The following is a 21150-nucleotide window of genomic DNA, read 5'->3' on the forward strand; positions in this document are numbered from 1 at the left end:
TATGTATATATATCAGGGGTATATCCTACAAGAATGATAATTCCAAAAAATGAAATATTCAAAATTTATTGACGGATTATATTTTATTAACATATAATCCCATTAGGGACTAAGCAGGAAAAAACTTCCTGGTACTTCCTGTTAAAAAAGAGAAGAATTAGGGTGGTGTTATATGAAGATCAATCTATATTTATAAAAGTTTAATGAAATTTAAGGATATTTATAATTAATCTCTGTATAAAAAAACTTAATATCCTACAAGATTTTATACAGATGTTTATGAAGATACCGAATCCAATCTTTTTTCATGTGATTATTGCGAATTGTGCAGATGGAAATGTCTTCATTTCATGGCTTTTACACCTGATATTTCATTTGCGATATATGGAAATATAACAAAGCTAATAAAAGGAGAGTTCGAATGTATGTCAACACAAAATGTTTATTTTAACTCTATTGATGACATATTGGGGGAGGGCGATCAACGTTTCTTTAGTGCGGGTTTCAAAAAGGTATTGCATCAAGTTGGTACAATTAATGTCGACATTAATGAAAATGGCCAAGGGTATGTAACAGCCAAAGCAAATGTTTTCTATCCGAGTAGTTGGTCGAAAAAAACTGAAGATACAGATTTGAAACCTCACCTTAGTACTATCGATGCACTGGTACTAGCTGTTCAAATGAATGAGGTATATCTTAATCATATGTATGGGTTAGATGAAAATCAGAGAAAAAAGATGTGGCTTCGTCGTTTTGTTATGAAAGCTGGTTCAACTCCACAAGAAGATTTAACAGATTTCACTATTGAAACACGTCATTTAGAGACTAAAAATGTTATTGGTTCTTTATACGGGTATATTTCTATATTTGAATCAAAAGTTGGTACAATTAAGGTTCGTTGTGAAATTGAACATGAAATGGGAGAGAGACAAACTGAAGGTGCCTTTTTTTCAAATATAGAAGAAATTTTAGGAACATCTGTAAGTAGGTATTTTGGTACTGGATATAAACTTCGAAAACAAATTATAGAGGACGTTGTGATAGACACTAAAACTCAAAGGGCAGAAGCTTTGATTACTATTGAACAGTCTGAAGATGAAGAATTAGTAAATGAAGGTTTGGAAGCATATTATCGTTCGTCCCTTTCAGCAATTGATTGTATGACAAGCGTTGCTCAATTGGGACAAGCGTTACTATATACATTGGATAATATTCATCGTTCTAAAAGTAATACTCTCTGGATGAGACAAGTAATCATTGAAAGAAAAAATCCTAATGAATCATGTACCCCTTTTATTGCATCAACACAAGTGGCTCAAAGTAAATTATTGAAAATAAAAGGGGATATATGGAGAACATCAGAGTTGACAGGGACATTTAAAGACTTTGATTTGAGATATTACGTAGCACATGAATTACCAGTTAATGAATGGGGAAATTACGAACACTTCGAAGATTGTGAAAGAAGTGGGGAGAAAGATAAAAGTAGGCTGCAATTACAGAAATAATTAACTTTGTAGATTAATAAATAATTATAAAAATAAATGAGGTGTAATATTAATGAAATTAGCGATATCAGGTACATATTCTTCAGGAAAAACCACTACAACACTTGCATTGGCACACTTAACTGGAATTCCTCGTACACATGCAAAAACTATGCGTGAGATTTTACCAGATGCATTACCAGGAAAAAGATTAGAGGACTGCACCGCACCGGAACTTTTTCGACTAGGAATGATTCGTTATGGTGAGCGTGCAGTCCATGAAAGCCATTTGCCAAATGGTTTCATATCTGATGGTTCTTCAATTCATGAATGGGTTTACGGTAAAGTAAGAATAAATGTTGGAATTAATCCAAACGATTCTGAAGATATGAATGTTGAAAAAACTGAAAGCATGCGCTTTTTTGAGGAAGTTATTGATAATATGGGTGCTGTAATGAAACAGCATGCAAAACGAACTTATGATGAATTCATTCATCTACCAGTAGAATTTCCTTTGGTTGAAGATGGGCATCGTCCTGTATCTGAACGTTTCAGAAAATTATCTGATGAGCTGTTAATCAGTACGCTAGAAGAACTTGACATTAAGTATCACATTGTATCAGGAACCATTGAAGAAAGACTAGAAAAGATAATGAAAATTTATGGGTTTTCACCTGTAATGGATATTAAAAAGGCAATTGAATTAGCAATTGAAGAAACTAGCCAAATGCAAACAGAAATTGAAGTAGAAGAACAAAGTGTTCAAGCATAGAGATTATAGAATTTATTTTCCCTAAGGATAAATAAGCCTATGTATCTGAACAAAGTGGAGGTAATTCTATGAAGAACGGGTTACTAATTTCTAAATCTGCTCTACCATTATTTAAGCCATTAAAAATAGGAAATTTAACTGTTCCTAACCGAATTGTTATGGCACCTATGAAACGAGGATTCGCAATCGATGGAGTGCCAGGACAGGATGTTGTAAATTATTACCGCTCTCGAGCAAAGAATGGTGTAGGGCTAATTATAACAGAAGGTACAGTAATTAATCATCCAGCATCATCAAGTGATCCTAATGTTCCACGATTTTATGGAGAAGATGCTTTAGATGGATGGTCTAAAGTAGTAAATGCAGTCCATGAAGCTGGTGGTAAGATTATTCCTCAACTTTGGCATGTTGGAATGGACCGGAAAATCGGTGATTTACCAAATAAAGAAGCATTACCAGTAGGCCCATCTGGTTTGTCTGCACAAGGAATTAAGGTAACCGAGCCTATGACTCATTCAGAGATTAAAGCAGTAATCGATGCTTTCGCGCAGGCAGCAGAGGATGCCCAACGTATTGGGTTTGATGGCATTGAACTTCACGGCGCGCACGGTTATTTACTAGACCAATTTTTTTGGGAAGGTACTAATCATCGTACTGATCAATACGGTGGAGACATCATTTCTCGTACTCGGTTTGCAGCTGAAATTATTAAGGCTTGTAGAGAAAAAGTAGGGCCTGATTTTCCGATAATATTACGTATTTCACAATGGAAGATACAAGACTTTACTGCTAAATTGGCTTCGACGCCTGATCAGCTTAACCAGTTCCTAACTCCTTTAGTGGAAGCTGGTGTTGATGTTTTTCATTGTTCTACTCGTCGGTTCTGGGAACCCGAATTTGAAGGTTCCGATCTTAATCTTGCTGGATGGGCTAAAAAATTAACTGGAAAACCATCTATTACTGTTGGTTCAGTTGGTCTTGACGATGAGTTTTTAACTGCCTTTATAGATGGTAAGGGTGCAAACAATGCAAGTATTGATAAGTTAATTGAGATGTTTGAGAGAGACGATTTTGATATGGTTGCGGTAGGTCGTGCTTTATTAGCTGATTCAGAGTGGGTAGCAAAGATTCAAACTGGTAGAATTGAAGAACTTGTACCTTTTAATGTTGAAGCATTGAAAACATTAGTATAGTGAGTACATATTAACTGTATATAGATAATCATATTTTTGTGTATTTGATTAATAAAGAATATTAGAGGAGGATATATATGAAAGCGATTGTATTTGGAGGTACAGGTTTTATTGGAAGTCATGTTGTTGAACAATTAATTTTGAGTGGGCATACTGTTACAGTAGCTGCAAGAGAAACAAGTGATACAAGATTTTTAGATAGTTTAGGTGTAAATACTGTTAGGATTGATTTTTCTAATACAGCTGCTATTAAGGAAACTATCGAAGGGCATGAAGTAGTTTATAATTGCACGGCTGCAGCTAAAGTAAGTACAAAGAGCAGTTTAGATGCTGAAGTGGAAATAAATTTAACAAGAACGCTTATTGAACAAGCGGCTCTTGCTAAAGCTCTTAGATTTATACAGTTAAGTACAATCATGGTATATGATTTCCAAACTCAGGATCCTATGGATGAATCATATATTCCACAAGTGGAGTATCCAATACAAGAGATAGAAATTAAAAGAGAAAAGATAGTAGAAGAATTAGGAAAGAAATATGGAATTGAAACTTTCATTTTACGTCCAGCAAGTACAATTGGTTCCAGAGATCGTGCATCGTTTTTCTCAAACTTTTTCTCCTCACATAAAAATGATAATTACGTTATCGTAGATGGAGGGAATGCTAGGGTATCTCTTGTTGATACACGTGATATTGGACGAGCTATGGTTTGGCTCGGAACGTACAAAAAGTCTACACAGGGTAATGGTATCTTCGTACTTAAAGGGTTTGATACAACATGGACCGAATTAAAAAATGAGGTAGATAAAGTTACTGGAAGAATTGCAAATGTTACTGCACTTCCCAAAGAAGTAGCCTTAACAGTCTTATCACCATTTGAAGTGAATAGCTTAACAATGAATAGAGTTTGGAATGATGATAAAATAAAAAAATGTGGTTTTTCCACAAAGTATTCGCTAACAGAAACTTTAGAAAATGCGGTTAGAGATTTAGAAAATCTTCCTGTTCAATTAGGATAAAACTTTTTAAATGAAAAAGAAGGTAATCATCTACGTATAAGTCGATAATCGCCTTCTTTTTTATTTTGTGTACAGTGCAGATTGTGAAAAAAGATATACGTATAAAATTAGGGAAGTTATTGTAAAAAGGCGTTTAATATTAAATGTCTTTTTATATTTTAGTATATAAATTGATTATAAATGCATCCTTCTTTGTCCAGGTTTTCTTTCGTAAATATGTTACTTTTTCAAGTACTGATTTTAGAAGAAGATTTTTCTTCTTTATATCTACAGTTGCATGGTATGCTTCTAATACATTTTTAATTTTGGGAACAAACGCATGTATATGTTTTTCTCTTTCTAATACATGATTAATTTCATACTCAAGTTGTTCAATTTCTTCTTGGGTAGTTTTTAAACGGATCACAATGGATTTCTGCCGATCTAAAAAAGTTTCAATATCGTATACACCATTCTCCAGTAAATCATGGAGTTTATTTTTTTGCTTTTGCAAATCATTCATTTGTTGTTCTTTCTTTTCTAAAGCCTTTTTTTGCATATTAACGTTATTCATCGTTTTCTTTTTTTGTACCATGTTCTCTTGTATCTCAAAGCTTTCAATAATTTGTTTTAATCCATCAAGTATGCGCTGTTCAACAAGTGCCAAAGCGGCCCCTTTTTGAACTCCTTTACAGGATGGCTGTACACAGCGCACTTGAGGATTAGGCCGATCTTTTCGAGGTTGATAAAGCATGGAATGACCGCATAGTTCACATAATAAGATGCCTGCCAATGGATTGGAAAGCTTTTTTGTTTTGATTGTTGGTGGCCGCCAGCGTTTACTATGGGCTGTATTAGCCTTTTGAAATAATTCTTCTGATACAAGCGAAGGATGAGCATGATCGTGTCGTTGCCATCTTTCTTTCGGCACTTTCTTTCGAATATATTTCCCATTTTGTTTGATATAACGTATCTTTCCCCAAATAATGTGACCAAGGTATACTTCATTCTTTGTAATAGACGAGATGGTTGAGGGGTTCCAATATTCACCTTCGGGAGGGGCGATCCCTAGCCTATCTAATTCTTGAGCAATTGCCTGTCTACCCGTTCCACTTGCCATTAATTCGAAAATTTTTGGTATTACCCAGCTTTTTTCAGGATCAGGATAAAGTTTTAAGTTATTATCTCGTAAGTATCCATAAGGTGGAACACGAGAGATGGATTTTCCTTCTTTTGCAGAAGCTCTTCTACCACGTTGCATTCGTTTGACAATTGTTTTTAATTCTTCTCGTGCAATTAAAGATTTTATACTAAAGGTTAACTCTTGATTTTCATCATTTGGATTAATAACTTCTGTTGGTGTAATAATGAATGTTTCTGAATAACGAAATACACGATAAATTGTTCCTTGATCCACCATATCGCCGCGACCAAGGCGATCTAAATCCATTACTAATACAGCATCAGCAATACCTGCTTCTACTTCACGAAGTAGCCCTTGCATTATAGGTCTTTCAGATATATATTCACCAGAAACAACTTCTTCAAAAATATCAATAATATTATGATGTTCTTTCTGAGCGAGTTCTAATAACTGAGTCCGATGACGTTCAAGTGTATCATAATGTTGTCCATGTTCCAGCGCTTTTTTTTCTTCCTCAAGATCTTTTCGGCTTTTACGTAAATAGATGAATACATCAAGTTCTTCTGGACGATACATTTGTTTCACCTACCAGCTTGTCTCTTATTATTGTTATAGATATGTATGGCTAACTTGTCCTATGAAAATGATAGTTCGTCTTTTTTTCTGTCTCGCATACATATAATGCAAGGGGGGGATATGATGAAAGAATTTCAATTTGGTAATACAAAAGTCATTATTCATTCACCACTTGCATCAATGGAAAAACAAGAACAAAAAGAATGGTTTCAACAAGAGTGGAAAAAGAAAAATCCAATTTTAAGATCTATAGTTGAAGCCGCAGTAAGTTGCCAAGAAGATGAAAAATAAAAAGAGCATTCTCTTTTCTTAAGAGGTATGCTCTTCTTTTTTGCGTTAAATTATTCATCAACATAAATAATTGTTTTTTATTGTGAATAGCTTTTTTAGTTCTGTAAATAATAATCTTGATCATTGTTATGGAGGATAGGTGAAGCTTGAGATAGATCAATACCTTTCTCTAAAGTTTCTAATAAGTAATATCCAAGTGCTTTATCCTGTTGTATCAAGTTATGTAATAGGGTGCTTGCGCGAGCAATTCTATATTTTGTTTCATCTAGGGTTAAGGATGAATTCTCTATTGTAATGAGGTGAAGCTCATCTTGTAGCTTTTGTAATAATGAAAGTTGAATGGTATCCGTCTTTCCTGTTTCAAGATTACTTAAATAAGCTGGTGATACACCAAGCTGTTTTGCAAAGGTGTTTAGTCCAATGCCTTTTTGAGTACGTAGTGTACGAATGTGTTTACCAATTTCATTTATCATAAGACTAACCTCCACGGATTTATTGAAAGGAATACATAAAATGAATAAGCAAAAGAAAATTACAATTACATCAGTAAGTTATGTTCATGATCCAGAATCAGCTCAAAAATGGTTTGAAGCGTATATCAAGATTGTTGAAACAGAATTAGTTAAAGCAATTAATAAGGACTAGTCGCTATTTTTGATACATACAGTGTAAAGAGAACATCATGAGAGGAGGTCCTGAATTGAAGACCGTTGCATATTATAGAAGTTCAATTGATTCTCAGGAAAACTCAATCGAAATGCAACAAAATTCAGTTCTTACTCGCTCCATTGATATGGCATTGATTATCGATGAAGAGTATATTGATGAAGCGGTATCAGCCCGAAAAGTCAGTTTAAAAAAGCGTCCAGCATTGCAAAAATTACTACAAGATATCAACAATAACGATGTCGGAACCTTATTCTTATTTAAGCGAGATCGACTAGCTCGAAATGTGATGGAGTATTATGAAATTTATCAAATACTAAGAAACAAGAAAATAAATGTTATTTTAACTGCACCGAATGAGCCGCCAGTGTACTACACATCAATTGGTGAATATCTAGAATTAATTATGGCAGGTATGGCTCAGCGTGAAGTTGAACAAATTATTGAACGTTTAAAGCAAACATTAAAGTCAAATTTCCAAAGTGGTAAAAACCCAGGACGTCTTCCGTATGGTTTCAAATGGAATAAAGAAACGAAAGAAATTGAATTGGTTGATGAACAAGTACAAACTGTTAAAAGGATTTATCAAGAACTTGTATCAGGAAAATATGAATCCTTGAAAGAACTTTGTAGTGTATTAGGCGTGAAGGAAAACGGTAAGTCTTGGACTTTGGCTGATATAAGAAAAATTGCATTAAACCCGACATATATTGGACTGCGTACTATGAATATTTTTGGTGAAGATGTTACTAGTAAATATGAAAGACTTTCCATTATTGATAAGAATACATGGGAAAAAGCATATAGTATTGTCACCGTTTTATCTCCCCAAAAGACTCATCAAGATTATGTATTCGAACAAGTATTATTTCCATTGCAAGATTTACTAATTTGTTCGAAATGTAATGAATCATTACAAAAAGTAAAGGCTAGGAGAAAAGAAAATTTAAAATATAAATGTTTAAACCATTCTTCAATTTACGTTTTTAAGGGTACAATCGAACCATTAGCTTTTGAACGCTGCAAAGAATATTTTCATAGCCTACTCACTTCTCATTTCCATGAATTATTTGATCGATATGAACAGAATGCTAAGAAACAAGTAAAACAGAAAATACAAACCATTGAAGAGAAAATCCAGTTTATGAATGAAAGGCTAATTACAAAAGTAGATACGTGGTATCACGAAATTGATGCACCTTATAAGGAACAGAAAGAAATCGAAATTATGGCGCTGTATGATGAGCTGGAAAAATATAAGAAACAAAAAGAACAGGTAATACAGGAATTAAGTGATGTAAAGCAATTACGTGAAAAGATAAGTAATTATCAATTCTCTATGTCGTTGTCCTATGACGAGATAAAGGAGAATCGACAGTTAGGTTCCTTTTTTCAAGATTTAATACAACAAGTTAAAACCGACGGAAAGAACTGCGAAATTGTTTTTAAACACCCATTCTTACGTACTCAAGAGGTGTTAACATCATGAAGCTTTCTCATATATTACAACCAAATATGAAGGCTGCTTTTTATGGCCGTCATTCTACGGATAAACAAGATATGGATATGCAATTGAATTCCGTTATGGAAGTGATTCGCAAATATGATTGCATTCATACTCATTCTTTTCTTGATAAGGCTGTTTCTGCTCGTAAAAATAAAATTACAAGTAGGAAAGAACTTGAAAATATGTTCGAAGCGGCAAAAAGAAAAGAATTTGCTTTTGTTATTGTTTATAAAAGTGATCGTTTGGCCAGAGATCCTCTTGAGCATCAAACGATACGTATTGTCATGAAGACACTAGATATTCCCATCATTATTAGTTCAACCGAGAGTGTGTACAATACTGATGCTGACTTGATTGTGCAACTTATGGAAGATGGTTTTACTAAATATGAAGTTGACACCATTATCGCTAGAACACGATCAGGTCTAGAAAACAAAGCAAAACAAGGGAAATGGCTTGGTGGTAAGCCGCCATTTGGTTACACATATGATAAGAATAGTGAGCAATTTATTGAACACACTGAAGAGCTTTGCTATGTAAAAGAAATCTTCAATTTATATGTAAATGGTCATGGGTTTCAGTATATTGCTAATACACTCCCTAACGGTTCCCTCCGCGGAAAAGATTGGGGGAAAGAGAATGTAAAGGCGATTGTACTTAATCCTTTTTGTGGTTTATTATCATGGCGACGACAAACAGATGGAAAGCGAAATGCAAGGGATATTTGGATTGAAGCACCAAACCACTATGTAAAACCAATTATTTCACGAACGACATGGGAAGCATGTTGGCGTATTTATTCAGAAAAACGTAATGGCAACATGGTTCCTAAACATTACAAAACAAGTTTTCTTCTGCAAGGGTTGCTTTCTTGTGAAAAGTGTCAGGAACTAATGAAAACAAAGAATCAACAAACAGTAAGTTCTACAAATAAAAAATATGGAGGGAAAATTTATTTCTGTTCTAACTGCAAATTAAGAATAGATGCAGACCTCCTCCATGATAAAGTAGTGAATCAAACACTTACTGATGTGAAAATAAGTGGATTTCATAATGTGTATCATGCGATAGAACAAAAAATTCAGTATGAGATACAAGAATTAAATAACAATATTCAAAAGCATCAACGTCTCTTCGAAAACTACACCATCAAACTTCACAATATTACAGAAGAGCTCAAACAGCGTATGAAAAATAACGATGATAAACGTTTTTTGAAGTCCTTAGCAATTTATCGCTTGGATATACAGCGAAAACTAGATGGAGTCACACAGCAAATCAATGACTTTAAACAGCAAATCACCCTCAAAGAAAAAGTCGAGAAAAGCAAAGAAACATGGTTACATACTTTGAATGAAGTATTTCAAGATGATGTCAAGATTCAAGAAATAAGCGATATGGATAAAAGACGATTTTTATTACCTCTCATTCAATCTGTATCCATTAAAGAAAATAAAAAGCGTAACGAATATGATATTTCATTACAGTTACGAACCGATTTTTCAAAGCGGGATGTAAAAAATCAAATCAGCTTGATTTTGTAAAACAGCTATCACATTGGTGGCTGTTTTTTCGTTATTGATGTATCGGTATTTGGGTTGAACTGTAGATGAAAATTCTTTTGCTACTCGGTGATTAAGAGGGAGTGGTATACCACATCTACCTAATCACCGAGTTTGATACTCTTGAGAAAGAGTTTGTATCTTAAGGATAAAGGGTTTGTCCTTGTTTATTATTATGGACAGTGATTTGGAGAAATAAACGTGTTCGGTGATTGGGTGAGAGGTAAAGAGGAAAAATAAAGATAACTCGGTAATTGGGATGAAGATGGTTTAATGGATAATATTGTTAAGGTGTTTGACAGGATTTTAAACTGTATTTATTGAATTAGTAATAAGTAAGCTATAAGATATAACATATACAATTCAAAATGCTAGGATGAAAGCGATGTTTGGGGAAATTAATAACAATATTTTGCATCAATTTTATGGTTATCATGGCACAGACGAGGAATCTGCTATAGATATTTCAGCTAATGGATTTAAAATTCTTTATGATAACAGAGATGATCATTGGCTTGGAAATGGCGTTTATTTCTTTAGAGAAGATGAGAAACAAGCTTTATTTTGGGCACAAAATAAAGTTAAGAGGGTTCCGGAATTAAATGGGAAATCGGCTGTGGTTATTCGGTCTTTTATCAACGTAAATAATGACAATTACTTAAATATGGATTCAAGAGATGGATTAGATATATTTGAACGACACTTAAAGCAAAAAGAGAAGGAAATAAAAGAGAGTAATCTTCAAATTACTTTTCAAAATGAAAATCAGCAAAGACATTATTTTATGAATTTACTGCCGGATAAGTATTATGTTATTAAGAGAACATTTCATGTTCCATCTAAAAAGTATGATAGTAGTAAACAGTTAACACATATGAAATTATTGCTTAACGGAGAGCAAATTTGTATTAGGAATTTAAGCACGATTAAGGACACACAAATTTCTCGAGTGGAAAAAGTCAACTTAATTGTTAAAAAGAAATCAAATACGAAACCGCGTTTACTTAATTAAATTAATCAGTATTTCATTTATTATATAAATTGGAGTGTTTTATAATGAAAAATGATAAGGAGAAAATGTTAGAACTTGCTAAGGCGATGGGATTAGATGTTCGGGAAGTAGAAGAGAATGAGGGTGGATTCTTCATTGAGGGTGACAATGGTAGAAAGAAAGTGACATCTAAAGATACGATTGACTTATTTTATACACAAGATGAATTGGAGTTTTTAAGAAATAATGAATTGAAATGGGAGAGCTTAAATAAAACAGTAACGTTTGCTAAAAAAACGAAAGTTACAGTGGATATAGCTTCTCAAGCTTCATTTTTCATCAAAAATAATACAGATAGTAAAGTGGTGGCTTAATATGTTAGCAAAGTTACAATTTAAAGATTACCATGTAATGAATATGAGCTATAAATTTAATCCTTATAATGCAGAGGAAGAAAATCTTAGTCCCGATTTCAGCTATAATATCCAGAAAAATAGCGAAGATCCAAAACAGGCGATTGTATCTTTAACCTTTCATATTGGTGATGAAACGCTAGAGGATTCATCTATTTATGTTTCCGTGACGATAGCGGGAGAATTTGAAGTGTTTGATGAAGATGATGAGGAACAAATAGACATGCTTTATAAAGTGAATGCAATAGCTATCTTATATCCATATCTAAGAAGTATTGTTTCGGAAATTACGAGCAAAGGCACTTCTTCCCCAATTATTTTACCAACGATGAATATAGCTGCTATGTTCAACCAGTAACAACATTAAGGGTATATGATGGAGAACTCAACCAGTACAACCGCCACAGTACACTCATGTCAGCATATAAAAACGTAAAAGATGAGAAGTTTCGCTATTATATTTTAAAACAAAAAGCTGATGTGTTTCATGCGATGAAGAGCTTTTTTAGAGAAGAATCGGCGGAGAAGATGGCTTGACCCCCTAAGTGTAGGGGGTTTTTTGCTTGTAACTACTTAGTCTTTAATAAATTTTTGTAGCATGTTTGCTTCACTGATTATTAGTTAACAATTGAAATCCAGTTCTTTCTACTATTTCTTTAATGGGGGATTCCTGACTATCATACATACGTAATGCAATTGAGAGTTTATCTTTTTCTAATGTTGGTCTACCTAATTTTTTCTGCATTTTTCTACCTGCTTCTAAACCTTCGACATACCCCTTGTACAATAAAGTGAAACTTCCATCAGTGGGGGTTTTCTTCATCCCCCACTGATGGAAAGCTCTCACCAATCGGGCTTTTACTGCCCACAAATAGCGGAAAAAAAAGGCATCGGAACTAAAATCCCTTATTTCTTTATTTTATCTGCATTTCATCTGCATCTATGTCTATTACACTACATACTTGTAAGAGGTATTTATGAAAATAGACAAACAAAAAAGAGGGATCCACTTATGAAAATAAACAAAAGTCGATCATATATTTGGAATGTTTTTTTTGATCGCAGCCATCGATCATTAAATAAACTTCAAGATCAAAAAAAATCCCCAATAAAATTTCGGGATTTTATGCAAAAGGATACAAGTATAGCATTTTTTTTTCTTCTACCAAGTGCAATTGGTTTTTCGATTTTTTATCTGATTCCATTTGTAATGGGAATGATCTATTCGTTAATGGATGGCACAACTGATGGTTCTTTTGTCGGTTTAGCCAATTATAAAGAACTGCTGGGCAGTGCTTCTTTTCTCAAAGCAGCAACGAATACGTTTTGGTTTACCGCAGTGAGTGTACCACTCATCATCATTATCTCCTTATTACTGGCACTTTGTTTGAATCAAAATGTATATATTCAAAATTGGTTACGAAGTGCGTTTGTATTACCACTTGTCGTTCCTGTGGTTTCTATTGTCATGCTCTGGCAAATTTTATTCGATTGGAACGGCACGTTTAACGCATGGATGCACAACATGGGGTTTGAACGAGTTGATTGGATGAAATCAAATTGGGCAATTTTTGTTTTGTCAATCGTATATCTATGGAAAAACATCGGGTACAACATTATTTTATTCTTGGCCGCCTTGCAAAATATCCCAAAAGAGTATTACGAAACTGCAGAAATTGAAGGTGCAGGTCGTATACATACATTTTTTAATATTACACTCATTTATTTAACACCAACAATGTTCTTTGTCATATTAATGTCGATTATTAATTCGTTTAAAGTCTTTCGGGAAACATACTTGATTGCTGGAAGTTATCCGCATGACAGTTTGTATATGATGCAGCATTATATGAACAATATGTTCGTGTCGCTTGATATTCAAAAGTTGACAGCGGCTGCCACGTTGATGGTGGGGGTTATTTCTATCATTGTATTCGTATTGTTTGCAATAGAACGTCGTTTTCGAAAGTTTATGAATTAGGTGGGAAAAGCAGATGAAAAAAGAAAATGTATTTCGTAAATGGATGTTAACGCTATTTTTGACTATATTAGCGGTCATGATGTTATTTCCAATCGTATTTACCTTGACTAATTCATTCATGACTGAGCATGAGATTGGATACAATTATGATTCGATTGGAAAAGTGGAAAAGGATACACCGTTCGTTAATTTAAAATTAATCCCAGATTTAGTGTCATTTGAACAGTATGGAACGGTATTAGTGAAAAATCCAACGTTCCTAAAAATGTTTTGGAACTCAGTATTCATGGTTGTACCGATAATAGTAGGTCAAGTAATCGTTGCATCGTTTGCAGCCTATGTCTTTGCCAAGATTCAATTTCGAGGAAGAGACAAGTTGTTTATAGTTTATCTTTTGACAATGCTCATGCCATTCCAAGTTACACTGGTACCAAATTATATCATGGCGGATAAACTTGGAATATTAAACAGTACAGCGTCTATTATTCTTCCAGGAATCTTTGGAGCATTCGGTGTATTTATGCTCCGGCAGTTCATGTTGCATATCCCGGATGCGTATATAGAAGCGGCTAAGATGGATGGAGCTGGCCATATTACAATCTTTTTTAAGATTATTCTTCCTCTTATTCGTCCTGGAATTGCTGCTCTTATTGTCTTATTATTTGCGGATTATTGGAATATGATCGAACAGCCGCTTATTTTTCTGAATGATGAATCCAAATATCCATTATCACTCTATTTATCAAAAATTAATGAAGGTGCACGTGGTGTTGGATTTTCTGCTTCTATCCTGTATATGACCCCAATGATTCTGTTGTTTTTATATACTCAGTCCTACTTTATCAAAGGAATTCAATTATCAGGTGTGAAAGAATAACGAAAACTTATCATATAAGCTTTCTTTCGGAAAGATTTTAGGGGGAACAAAATGGAAGATACAAACGAACAAGTAGTAGCAAGAAAAAAACGGAATATCAAAATCATTTCCAGTTTATTTATAGGACTCTTAATTATCCTTACACTCTTTAGCAATACGCTAGCGAATTGGAATTTGCCAAAGGTTACTACAGATAAGCCAAGAAATGATCAGCTTACACAAACATTTACAGGTAATGGCGAGTTGCTGCCACAGGAAGAGGCGAAGTTAAGTAATAGTAGCGTAGAGGCGAAAGTGAAGGAGGTGCATGTAAAGGAAGGAGACCGTGTCAAAAAAAACCAATTATTAGTGACATACGATAGTAAAAAGAGTGAACAAGAGATTCTTGATGAAGAAGCAACTCTTCAAATTAATAAGTTAGCACTGAATGACGCTCAAGCGAATTATAATGAAGCAAAAAAAAATCAACAAGAAAACAGATCAAATGATCAACCAAATAATCAACAGGATAATCAACAAGAAAACAAATCAAATAATCAACCAAATGGGGGGATAAGTGAGACAAGTATACAAAGTCTCAAAACAGCTGTGGAGAGCAAAAAAATTGAGATTAGTGTTCAAGAAAGAAAAATTAAAAATTTAAAAGAAGAATTGGAAAAGAGCAAGAACCTAATTGCCCCCTTTGATGGAGTTGTTACAAAAATAAATACAAAGAAAGATCAACTTTCTACGAGAGATGAAGGTGATGTAATTCTCTCTGATGAGAGTAAAGGCCTTAAAGTTGAATTACAAGTACCTTCTGATTTGGCCACGCACTTGAAGGTTGGAGACAAGATAGAGATGAAAAGAAATGCTAAATCCTTAGAAGGTGAACTTGTGGAGATTCAAAATATAGCAAGTAATGAAAATGAGAGACCGAAGGAACAAGGTGAACAGCGAGAGGAACAAACACCAGCAACTCCACAACCACAGAAACGTATTCTTGTAAAAGTACAAGGAGAAGAGCTTAAAAAAGGGGAGCAGGTGGAAGCTACACTGACTAAACAATTGACTAACGGCGTGCTTATACCAAATAAGGTGATTAAGAAGGTAGGACAGAGAACATTTGTCTATACAATAGAAGAAAAAAAAGGACCTTTAAGTAATGCCTTTTATATAGAAGAGTCTCCTATTACTGTTGGTGAATCCAACGGGCAAGAAACAGTCGTGTTAGAAGGAGTATATGAGAAAGATCAAATTGTTTTAGAAAGCAGTGAGCCTTTGAAAAAAGGCGAACGAGTAAAGGTAAAATAACAAAAATAAGGAGAGAATCTAAAATGAAAAAGGTTTGTATGATGCTAGTAGCAAGTCTATCAATCAGCTGCATGGCAGCTTGTGGAAATAGTGATAGCAAAGGAGAAAGAAAAACAAAAGATGGAAAAACGATAGTCGAAGTGTCAACTTTAGGTGCTACGGAGTCCTTAAAACAGGCAGAGAAACTATATGAGCAAAAGAATCCTAAAATTGACATCCAGATAAAAGGAGCTTTTCCGGAAAATGGATCAAAGACAGAAGGATCAAAGACAGACGAGACCTCTGCTGAGAAAATTATTAGTAAGGTGAATACAGAATTTTTATCGGGTAAAGGAGCCGATGTGATTGTACTAGACGGTTTGCCTGCGGACAAGTATGGGAAGAAAGGCTTGCTTACAGATTTGAGTAAAATGATGGAACAGGATAAATCTTTTGATAAAAATCAATATTTTAATAACATTTTAGATAATTCGAAAACAGGTGAAAAACTTTACGGTATTCCATTATCTTTTTGGTTAAGTGGACTGCTTGGGGACGATACAGCGATACAACAATCTGGAGTAAAAGTGGATGACAAAGAGTGGACTTGGAGTGAGTTCACAAGCGTCGGAAAAGAATTAGCAAGCAAGGGAACACATAAAAATGTTATTGGAAATACTCCTCCGGAACAAATGCTGCAATTTCTGGTGCAAGATCATTACAGTGAGTTAGTAGATAAAGCAAGTGGACAAGCAAAGTTCCAGTCTGATTTATTTGTACAGATGCTGGAAAATGTAAAGAAGATGTATGAAGAGAGAATAGTCACTGCAGATTCTGTGAGTTTAGGAGAAGCATACTTTGTTCCGACGCCGATTATGTCGGTAGAAGATTATTTCAGTGTAGGTGCTACCTTAGGTATAACAGGGGCAAAAATATATCAAAAACCACATATAGCTGGACAGAAAAAGGGAGTTGCTTTTACACCGAACACAACAGTAGGTATAAATGCGAAATCTCCGGTTAAAAAGGAAGCATGGAATTTTCTTAAGTTTTTAATGTCTGATGAGGTTCAAAGTAAAGGGAATGGATTTCCAATTAATAAAGCTGTATATGAACAACAAATCAAAACATTGAAGGAAAAAGGAAAACTTGAGGGTCCAGCTGGTTCTATTAACGTTACTGAGAGTGATATACAAGGATTAGAGAAAATGGTTGCTGAAATAAGCGTCCAGAGCCCACAAAGTACTAAAATTGAATCCATTATTGCTGAGGAGTCCAAGTCTTACTTTAGTGGTCAAAAATCAGCTAAGGATGTGGCAGCGCTGATTCAAAATCGAGTGACGACATATATAAACGAATAAGCTATATATAATTCACGACAGGTAGTAGCAATTAAAGCAAAAATAACTAGTAAAGTGGGGATTAGAATTGAAGAGGAATAAAATGATTTTGACGTTATGTAGTAGCATATTGCTAACTGGTATGGTTGCATGTAGTAACAAAGATGATGAGAAGCCGGTGAAATCTGTTGCTCAAAATACAAGTGCAGAAAAAATGGAATCACCTTCCGAAAAATCAGCTGTTGAGGAAACCAAACTCTCTATAGAAGACACACTTTCAAAAGAAGATCAAAAAATTGTTGACGGATTGTTTAACTCGGTCCCTGAACTAAAAACTTTCTTTCAATTAGAAAAAAAACACTCGAAATACGCAAAGTCATTAACAGTAAAAGTTACAAAACCAAATTCAAATTCAACAAATAAAAATGAGAAAGAATACTATAAAGTGACGTTTGAAGGAACTTTGTTAGAACATTGGACGTTTGATGTGAATCCAGATAGTAAAGAGGTTCTATTTAAAGAATCGTCTAACGGAAGTAAGGATTATACTCTTGAAGAGTTCAACAATTATGTAAAGGAAATTGATGAAAAGAAAATTAAGGAGACCCAGAAAATGTTTGAGATGAAGTACCCAGATCTTAAAACTCAATAAACCATGCCATATATGGTGACAACGAGGATATTGTTTCATAGAAATTCATGACAAATAAGAGAAACTGCACAAAATTGGACGGCGGTTTCTCTTATTCTACTTTTTGAGCCCAAGAAATTTTTCCAGTTTCCTATACTTGTCTCATGGCTTGAAATACAGACTGGTCCTCTAAATCTATCCAATAGAGTTTCTAAAGTAATATTGTTCGTTCGGATAGGTGAGAAAAAGCTTGTGAGGTTCAACAAGAATACGTAAATTTTGAATTCACACTACATCTTTAAAAGTTAAAGGAAAACAAAAATGATAAAAACATATATAGCTTTTTTATTGCGGGAGGTAAAACATGACAGAAGTAGTATTAAAAAATATTTATAAAATATATGACAATAACGTGCCAGCGGTAGAGGATTTTAATCTTTATATTCAAGACAAAGAATTTATAGTATTTGTTGGTCCTTCTGGATGTGGTAAGTCGACCACTTTGCGTATGATTGCTGGATTAGAGGACATTTCACAAGGAGATTTATACATTGACGAAAAATATGTGAATGACGTACCACCAAAGGATCGTGACATCGCAATGGTTTTCCAAAATTATGCCCTTTATCCTCATATGACTGTGTATGATAATATGGCATTTGGCTTGAAAATTCGTAAGTTACCAAAAGATGAAATCGAGCGTCATGTTCAAGACGCAGCAAAAATTCTTGGATTAGAAGAACTTTTAAAGCGGAAACCAAACGCGTTATCCGGTGGTCAGAGACAACGTGTTGCTTTAGGGCGCGCGATTGTGCGTGATGCAAAAGTATTTTTAATGGATGAGCCATTATCAAATCTAGATGCAAAACTACGTGTTACCATGCGCTCTGAAATTTCAAAACTGCATCATCGCTTACAAACAACAACTATTTATGTGACGCATGATCAAACAGAGGCAATGACAATGGCAACGCGCCTTGTGGTTATGAAAGACGGACGGATACAACAAGTTGGTACACCAAAAGAAGTATATGAATATCCTGAAAACGTATTTGTTGGTGGCTTTATTGGTTCACCGGCCATGAATTTCTTGACGGGGAAAGTGGAAAATGGAAAATTTATTTCAGGTCATATCAAACTAAGTATTCCAGAAAAAAAATTAGAATCACTGCGTGAACAAGGTTATGAAAATAAAAACATAATCCTTGGTATTCGTCCGGAACATATATATGATAATCCAAGTATGTTAGAGACATTACTTGATAATATTATAAATATAAAAATTGAAGTTGCGGAATTGCTTGGAGCTGAATCGATGATTTATGCTACGTTACACAATCAATCCTTTATTGCACGTTTAGATACACGTAATGATTATCAAACAGGCGAAGCTATGCAACTTGTATTTAACATGGACAAAGTACATTTCTTTGATGCTGAAACACAACTACGTATTAAATAAATTAGTATCTTTTTGCACCAGAATTCACCATATTATTTTGGAGATTATGTACATTTAGACACAAATGAACCTACTCTCTTTACGTTAAGGAAAAGGTAAGATACTATCAAAATAAATGAAAAAAGTGTAGAAAGATTCTACACTTTTTTCTGTAAATAGAAATAAAATAACACGCCATCAACTGTATTATTTACCCCATACTCTGCTCCATGAAGTTCTAAAATATTTTTTGAAATGGCAAGTCCAAGACCTGTTCCTCCTTGTGAGCGTTGACGAGCTGTATCAACTCGGTAAAAACGATCCCAAATTTTATCTAATTGATCTTCTTCAATATGGGCACCTTTATTTTCGATACAAACTTTTATGCGACTTGGCTCATCTATTGTAGAAATAATAATATTTTCTTTTTCTGGCGTGTAACGAATAGCATTCGTGATAAAGTTTGTGAGTACTTGTTCCATACGATGGTGATTTGCAATGACTTCAGTTGCAGCAAGATGTATGTGAACATGTAATTGCTTTTTGGTTATCTCCAAAGATAATTGTTCACATATATGCGTAATGGCTTTTTCAATGCAAAAAACATCCATCTGCATTTTATACGTACCAGACTCGAATTTTGCTAACTCAAGCATATCCACAATCAACATATCCATCTTATCCACTTCTTTTTCCATTGCATTAAAGTAATACTCTTTCTTATGACTTGCAACACCATCTTTTAAAATAGAAATACAACTTTTCATAATACTTAGAGGTGTCTTTAACTCATGCGATACTCCTGAAATAAATTCTTTTCTTGTATTTTCTAATTGCTTTTCTTTCTCTATGTCTCGCTGCAACTGCTCAATATGTGAATGTAATGTATTTGAGAGTAAATTAATATTTTGAGATAAGTCACCAATTTCATCTTTTGACATGACTGGAACCCTTTCCGAGAAATCTAAGTTTGCAATTTTCTTGGTTGTCTTGTTTATTTGTAATAAGGGCCTTGCAATCTTTTTTGAATAGTAAAAAGAAGCTAGAAAAATAAGAAGCAATACAAACACAATAATATAGCCATAATACTCTTTTACCATTTGGACAGCTTCATCAACTGGCTGCAACGAAGTCATTGAAAAAATGTATGTTATTGCACCGCTCTTATCCTTTATCGGTTTTATTATTAACTTATATTTAATATCATTCTGCTCATAATCGATTTCTTGTAATGAATCATAGTTCGTATGCTTTTCATTTAGCAATAAGTCTGCCTGAAACTCTTGTATCCTTTCCATAAACAAGTTATTTGTATAAATAAAATTCGATTGTTCCTTCTCACCTGAAAGTTGAACCTTTGTAATTTTCCCTTCTATATATTTTTGAGGTACTTGTTCATCAAGTTCTTTTTTATGTTCAAGCTTCTCTTTTTCAGAGTACTCTTTAGAACTATATTTATTTTTAAGTTCTTCACTAATTTCATTTATTTTTTTATCTAATGTCGTATTTACCAAATTTGGAGTTTCTGTTTTAAAGAATACAGAAAAAGGAATGAATGTAGCATTTTTTTCTATACCGCTCACAGTAACTGTTTCTCCTAAAGGGAATATTTCATTTGAAATATTCCTAGCATGATCGTCCGCAACCTTGAAGTTATACAGCGGTATGGTAATTGTAGAATTAGCGAATTGAGTTTCTTTATTTTTAGGCTGATTTAATGTTACTTCTATATAAAAATCATTTACATTCTTTAAATTCCCATTACTATCTAATGTTGTAATCCATGTATTATGTTCTCGATAAAAATCTTGTTCTAACTTTTGAATGGTTTGTGAACTTCCTCCACTATTTAAATAATCTGTTTCAAAAGATTTTATGTTTGTTTTGATATCTTCCACTTTTTTATTCGCATAAAATTGTTTAAAGAATATCGTTTGTCCAACAAAAATGGTTGCCAAAATCAACATACATAACACTGTTGTTAACATAAATAATTTTAATACAATTC

General features: G+C 33.8%; 21 protein-coding genes and 1 pseudogene. 18 read left to right on the forward strand and 4 right to left on the reverse strand.

Going from position 1 to position 21150, the window contains the following annotated elements:
• The first annotated feature begins 425 nt into the window (after window positions 1-425).
• From V7024_RS01500 to V7024_RS01515, 4 genes are all read left to right on the forward strand, one after another.
• Window positions 426-1508 carry an AvrD family protein gene (locus V7024_RS01500; protein WP_335514701.1) on the forward strand — a complete coding sequence of 361 codons (1083 nt, stop codon included), beginning with the start codon at window positions 426-428 and terminating at the stop codon, window positions 1506-1508.
• Between the two features lie 52 nt (window positions 1509-1560).
• Window positions 1561-2259 carry an ATP/GTP-binding protein gene (locus V7024_RS01505; protein ID WP_335514704.1) on the forward strand — a complete coding sequence of 233 codons (699 nt, stop codon included), beginning with the start codon at window positions 1561-1563 and terminating at the stop codon, window positions 2257-2259.
• A gap of 68 nt (window positions 2260-2327) precedes the next feature.
• The gene (locus V7024_RS01510; protein WP_335514707.1) at window positions 2328-3452 is read left to right on the forward strand and encodes an NADH:flavin oxidoreductase; all 1125 of its coding nucleotides are present in this window, start codon (window positions 2328-2330) and stop codon (window positions 3450-3452) included.
• A 77-nt stretch (window positions 3453-3529) separates the two neighbouring features.
• Window positions 3530-4471 (forward strand): NAD-dependent epimerase/dehydratase family protein, encoded by a 942-nt coding sequence (locus tag V7024_RS01515; RefSeq protein ID WP_335514710.1) that lies wholly within the window; start codon window positions 3530-3532, stop codon window positions 4469-4471.
• 151 nt (window positions 4472-4622) lie between these two features.
• Here the strand turns inward: V7024_RS01515 and V7024_RS01520 are convergent, their stop codons facing one another.
• Window positions 4623-6170, reverse strand: a complete 1548-nt coding sequence (locus tag V7024_RS01520) for a recombinase family protein (RefSeq protein ID WP_335514759.1) — start codon at window positions 6168-6170, stop codon at window positions 4623-4625.
• 123 nt (window positions 6171-6293) lie between these two features.
• On the opposite strand from V7024_RS01520, the gene V7024_RS01525 reads away from it, so the two are divergent.
• Window positions 6294-6461, forward strand: coding sequence for a hypothetical protein (locus tag V7024_RS01525; protein WP_335514713.1), 168 nt, complete (start codon window positions 6294-6296; stop codon window positions 6459-6461).
• 95 nt (window positions 6462-6556) lie between these two features.
• Here V7024_RS01525 and V7024_RS01530 read toward each other — a convergent pair whose 3' ends face one another.
• Entirely contained in the window at window positions 6557-6934 is a 378-nt protein-coding gene (locus tag V7024_RS01530) for a helix-turn-helix domain-containing protein (RefSeq protein WP_335514716.1), read from the reverse strand.
• 40 nt (window positions 6935-6974) lie between these two features.
• On the opposite strand from V7024_RS01530, the gene V7024_RS01535 reads away from it, so the two are divergent.
• From V7024_RS01535 to V7024_RS01565, 7 genes and pseudogenes are all read left to right on the forward strand, one after another.
• Entirely contained in the window at window positions 6975-7106 is a 132-nt protein-coding gene (locus V7024_RS01535; protein WP_335514719.1) for a hypothetical protein, read from the forward strand.
• A 55-nt stretch (window positions 7107-7161) separates the two neighbouring features.
• Window positions 7162-8616: a recombinase family protein gene (locus V7024_RS01540; protein WP_335514722.1), complete on the forward strand. Its 1455-nt coding sequence runs from the start codon at window positions 7162-7164 to the stop codon at window positions 8614-8616.
• Entirely contained in the window at window positions 8613-10178 is a 1566-nt protein-coding gene (locus V7024_RS01545; RefSeq protein WP_335514725.1) for a recombinase family protein, read from the forward strand. Before V7024_RS01540 ends, V7024_RS01545 begins: the two co-directional genes overlap by 4 nt.
• Window positions 10179-10581: 403 nt before the next feature.
• Window positions 10582-11208 (forward strand): hypothetical protein, encoded by a 627-nt coding sequence (locus V7024_RS01550; protein WP_335514727.1) that lies wholly within the window; start codon window positions 10582-10584, stop codon window positions 11206-11208.
• 44 nt (window positions 11209-11252) lie between these two features.
• Window positions 11253-11561 carry a hypothetical protein gene (locus tag V7024_RS01555; RefSeq protein WP_335514730.1) on the forward strand — a complete coding sequence of 103 codons (309 nt, stop codon included), beginning with the start codon at window positions 11253-11255 and terminating at the stop codon, window positions 11559-11561.
• A 1-nt stretch (window position 11562) separates the two neighbouring features.
• On the forward strand, window positions 11563-11958 hold the full coding sequence (locus V7024_RS01560) for a protein-export chaperone SecB (protein ID WP_335514733.1): 396 nt from the start codon (window positions 11563-11565) through the stop codon (window positions 11956-11958).
• 20 nt (window positions 11959-11978) lie between these two features.
• Window positions 11979-12137 (forward strand): annotated as a pseudogene (locus V7024_RS01565) (sporulation protein YhbH); the annotation flags it as partial.
• A gap of 70 nt (window positions 12138-12207) precedes the next feature.
• Here V7024_RS01565 and V7024_RS01570 read toward each other — a convergent pair.
• Window positions 12208-12423, reverse strand: a complete 216-nt coding sequence (locus tag V7024_RS01570) for a hypothetical protein (RefSeq protein ID WP_335514761.1) — start codon at window positions 12421-12423, stop codon at window positions 12208-12210.
• 189 nt (window positions 12424-12612) lie between these two features.
• On the opposite strand from V7024_RS01570, the gene V7024_RS01575 reads away from it, so the two are divergent.
• The 6 genes from V7024_RS01575 (at window position 12613) to V7024_RS01600 (ending at window position 19163) form a co-directional block, all read left to right on the forward strand.
• Window positions 12613-13581: a carbohydrate ABC transporter permease gene (locus tag V7024_RS01575; protein WP_335514736.1), complete on the forward strand. Its 969-nt coding sequence runs from the start codon at window positions 12613-12615 to the stop codon at window positions 13579-13581.
• A gap of 13 nt (window positions 13582-13594) precedes the next feature.
• Window positions 13595-14458, forward strand: a complete 864-nt coding sequence (locus tag V7024_RS01580) for a carbohydrate ABC transporter permease (RefSeq protein ID WP_335514740.1) — start codon at window positions 13595-13597, stop codon at window positions 14456-14458.
• A 51-nt stretch (window positions 14459-14509) separates the two neighbouring features.
• The gene (locus V7024_RS01585) at window positions 14510-15751 is read left to right on the forward strand and encodes an efflux RND transporter periplasmic adaptor subunit (RefSeq protein WP_335514743.1); all 1242 of its coding nucleotides are present in this window, start codon (window positions 14510-14512) and stop codon (window positions 15749-15751) included.
• Window positions 15752-15774: 23 nt separating this feature from the next.
• Window positions 15775-17091, forward strand: coding sequence for an ABC transporter substrate-binding protein (locus V7024_RS01590; protein WP_335514746.1), 1317 nt, complete (start codon window positions 15775-15777; stop codon window positions 17089-17091).
• An 82-nt stretch (window positions 17092-17173) separates the two neighbouring features.
• Window positions 17174-17722, forward strand: coding sequence for a hypothetical protein (locus V7024_RS01595; protein WP_335514749.1), 549 nt, complete (start codon window positions 17174-17176; stop codon window positions 17720-17722).
• A 343-nt stretch (window positions 17723-18065) separates the two neighbouring features.
• Window positions 18066-19163: an ABC transporter ATP-binding protein gene (locus tag V7024_RS01600; RefSeq protein WP_335514752.1), complete on the forward strand. Its 1098-nt coding sequence runs from the start codon at window positions 18066-18068 to the stop codon at window positions 19161-19163.
• Window positions 19164-19300: 137 nt separating this feature from the next.
• Here the strand turns inward: V7024_RS01600 and V7024_RS01605 are convergent, their stop codons facing one another.
• Window positions 19301-21148 (reverse strand): sensor histidine kinase, encoded by a 1848-nt coding sequence (locus V7024_RS01605; RefSeq protein ID WP_335514756.1) that lies wholly within the window; start codon window positions 21146-21148, stop codon window positions 19301-19303.
• Window positions 21149-21150 lie beyond the last annotated feature (2 nt).

The organism is Bacillus sp. JJ864 (assembly GCF_036963045.1).
GTDB classification, from domain to species: domain Bacteria; phylum Bacillota; class Bacilli; order Bacillales; family Bacillaceae_G; genus Bacillus_A; species Bacillus_A pseudomycoides_C.

Excerpts from the sequence above, each read along its gene's own strand:
- V7024_RS01570 (WP_335514761.1), bottom strand. The coding sequence starts at position 12,423 with ATGAAGAAAACCCCCACTGATGGAAGTTTCACTTTATTGTACAAGGGG.
- V7024_RS01545 (WP_335514725.1), top strand. The coding sequence starts at position 8,613 with ATGAAGCTTTCTCATATATTACAACCAAATATGAAGGCTGCTTTTTAT.
- V7024_RS01585 (WP_335514743.1), top strand. The coding sequence starts at position 14,510 with ATGGAAGATACAAACGAACAAGTAGTAGCAAGAAAAAAACGGAATATC.
- V7024_RS01500 (WP_335514701.1), top strand. The coding sequence starts at position 426 with ATGTCAACACAAAATGTTTATTTTAACTCTATTGATGACATATTGGGG.
- V7024_RS01505 (WP_335514704.1), top strand. The coding sequence starts at position 1,561 with ATGAAATTAGCGATATCAGGTACATATTCTTCAGGAAAAACCACTACA.
- V7024_RS01525 (WP_335514713.1), top strand. The coding sequence starts at position 6,294 with ATGAAAGAATTTCAATTTGGTAATACAAAAGTCATTATTCATTCACCA.
- V7024_RS01555 (WP_335514730.1), top strand. The coding sequence starts at position 11,253 with ATGAAAAATGATAAGGAGAAAATGTTAGAACTTGCTAAGGCGATGGGA.
- V7024_RS01535 (WP_335514719.1), top strand. The coding sequence starts at position 6,975 with ATGAATAAGCAAAAGAAAATTACAATTACATCAGTAAGTTATGTTCAT.
- V7024_RS01550 (WP_335514727.1), top strand. The coding sequence starts at position 10,582 with ATGTTTGGGGAAATTAATAACAATATTTTGCATCAATTTTATGGTTAT.
- V7024_RS01510 (WP_335514707.1), top strand. The coding sequence starts at position 2,328 with ATGAAGAACGGGTTACTAATTTCTAAATCTGCTCTACCATTATTTAAG.
- V7024_RS01595 (WP_335514749.1), top strand. The coding sequence starts at position 17,174 with ATGATTTTGACGTTATGTAGTAGCATATTGCTAACTGGTATGGTTGCA.
- V7024_RS01515 (WP_335514710.1), top strand. The coding sequence starts at position 3,530 with ATGAAAGCGATTGTATTTGGAGGTACAGGTTTTATTGGAAGTCATGTT.
- V7024_RS01530 (WP_335514716.1), bottom strand. The coding sequence starts at position 6,934 with ATGATAAATGAAATTGGTAAACACATTCGTACACTACGTACTCAAAAA.
- V7024_RS01600 (WP_335514752.1), top strand. The coding sequence starts at position 18,066 with ATGACAGAAGTAGTATTAAAAAATATTTATAAAATATATGACAATAAC.
- V7024_RS01560 (WP_335514733.1), top strand. The coding sequence starts at position 11,563 with ATGTTAGCAAAGTTACAATTTAAAGATTACCATGTAATGAATATGAGC.
- V7024_RS01520 (WP_335514759.1), bottom strand. The coding sequence starts at position 6,170 with ATGTATCGTCCAGAAGAACTTGATGTATTCATCTATTTACGTAAAAGC.
- V7024_RS01590 (WP_335514746.1), top strand. The coding sequence starts at position 15,775 with ATGAAAAAGGTTTGTATGATGCTAGTAGCAAGTCTATCAATCAGCTGC.
- V7024_RS01575 (WP_335514736.1), top strand. The coding sequence starts at position 12,613 with ATGAAAATAAACAAAAGTCGATCATATATTTGGAATGTTTTTTTTGAT.
- V7024_RS01580 (WP_335514740.1), top strand. The coding sequence starts at position 13,595 with ATGAAAAAAGAAAATGTATTTCGTAAATGGATGTTAACGCTATTTTTG.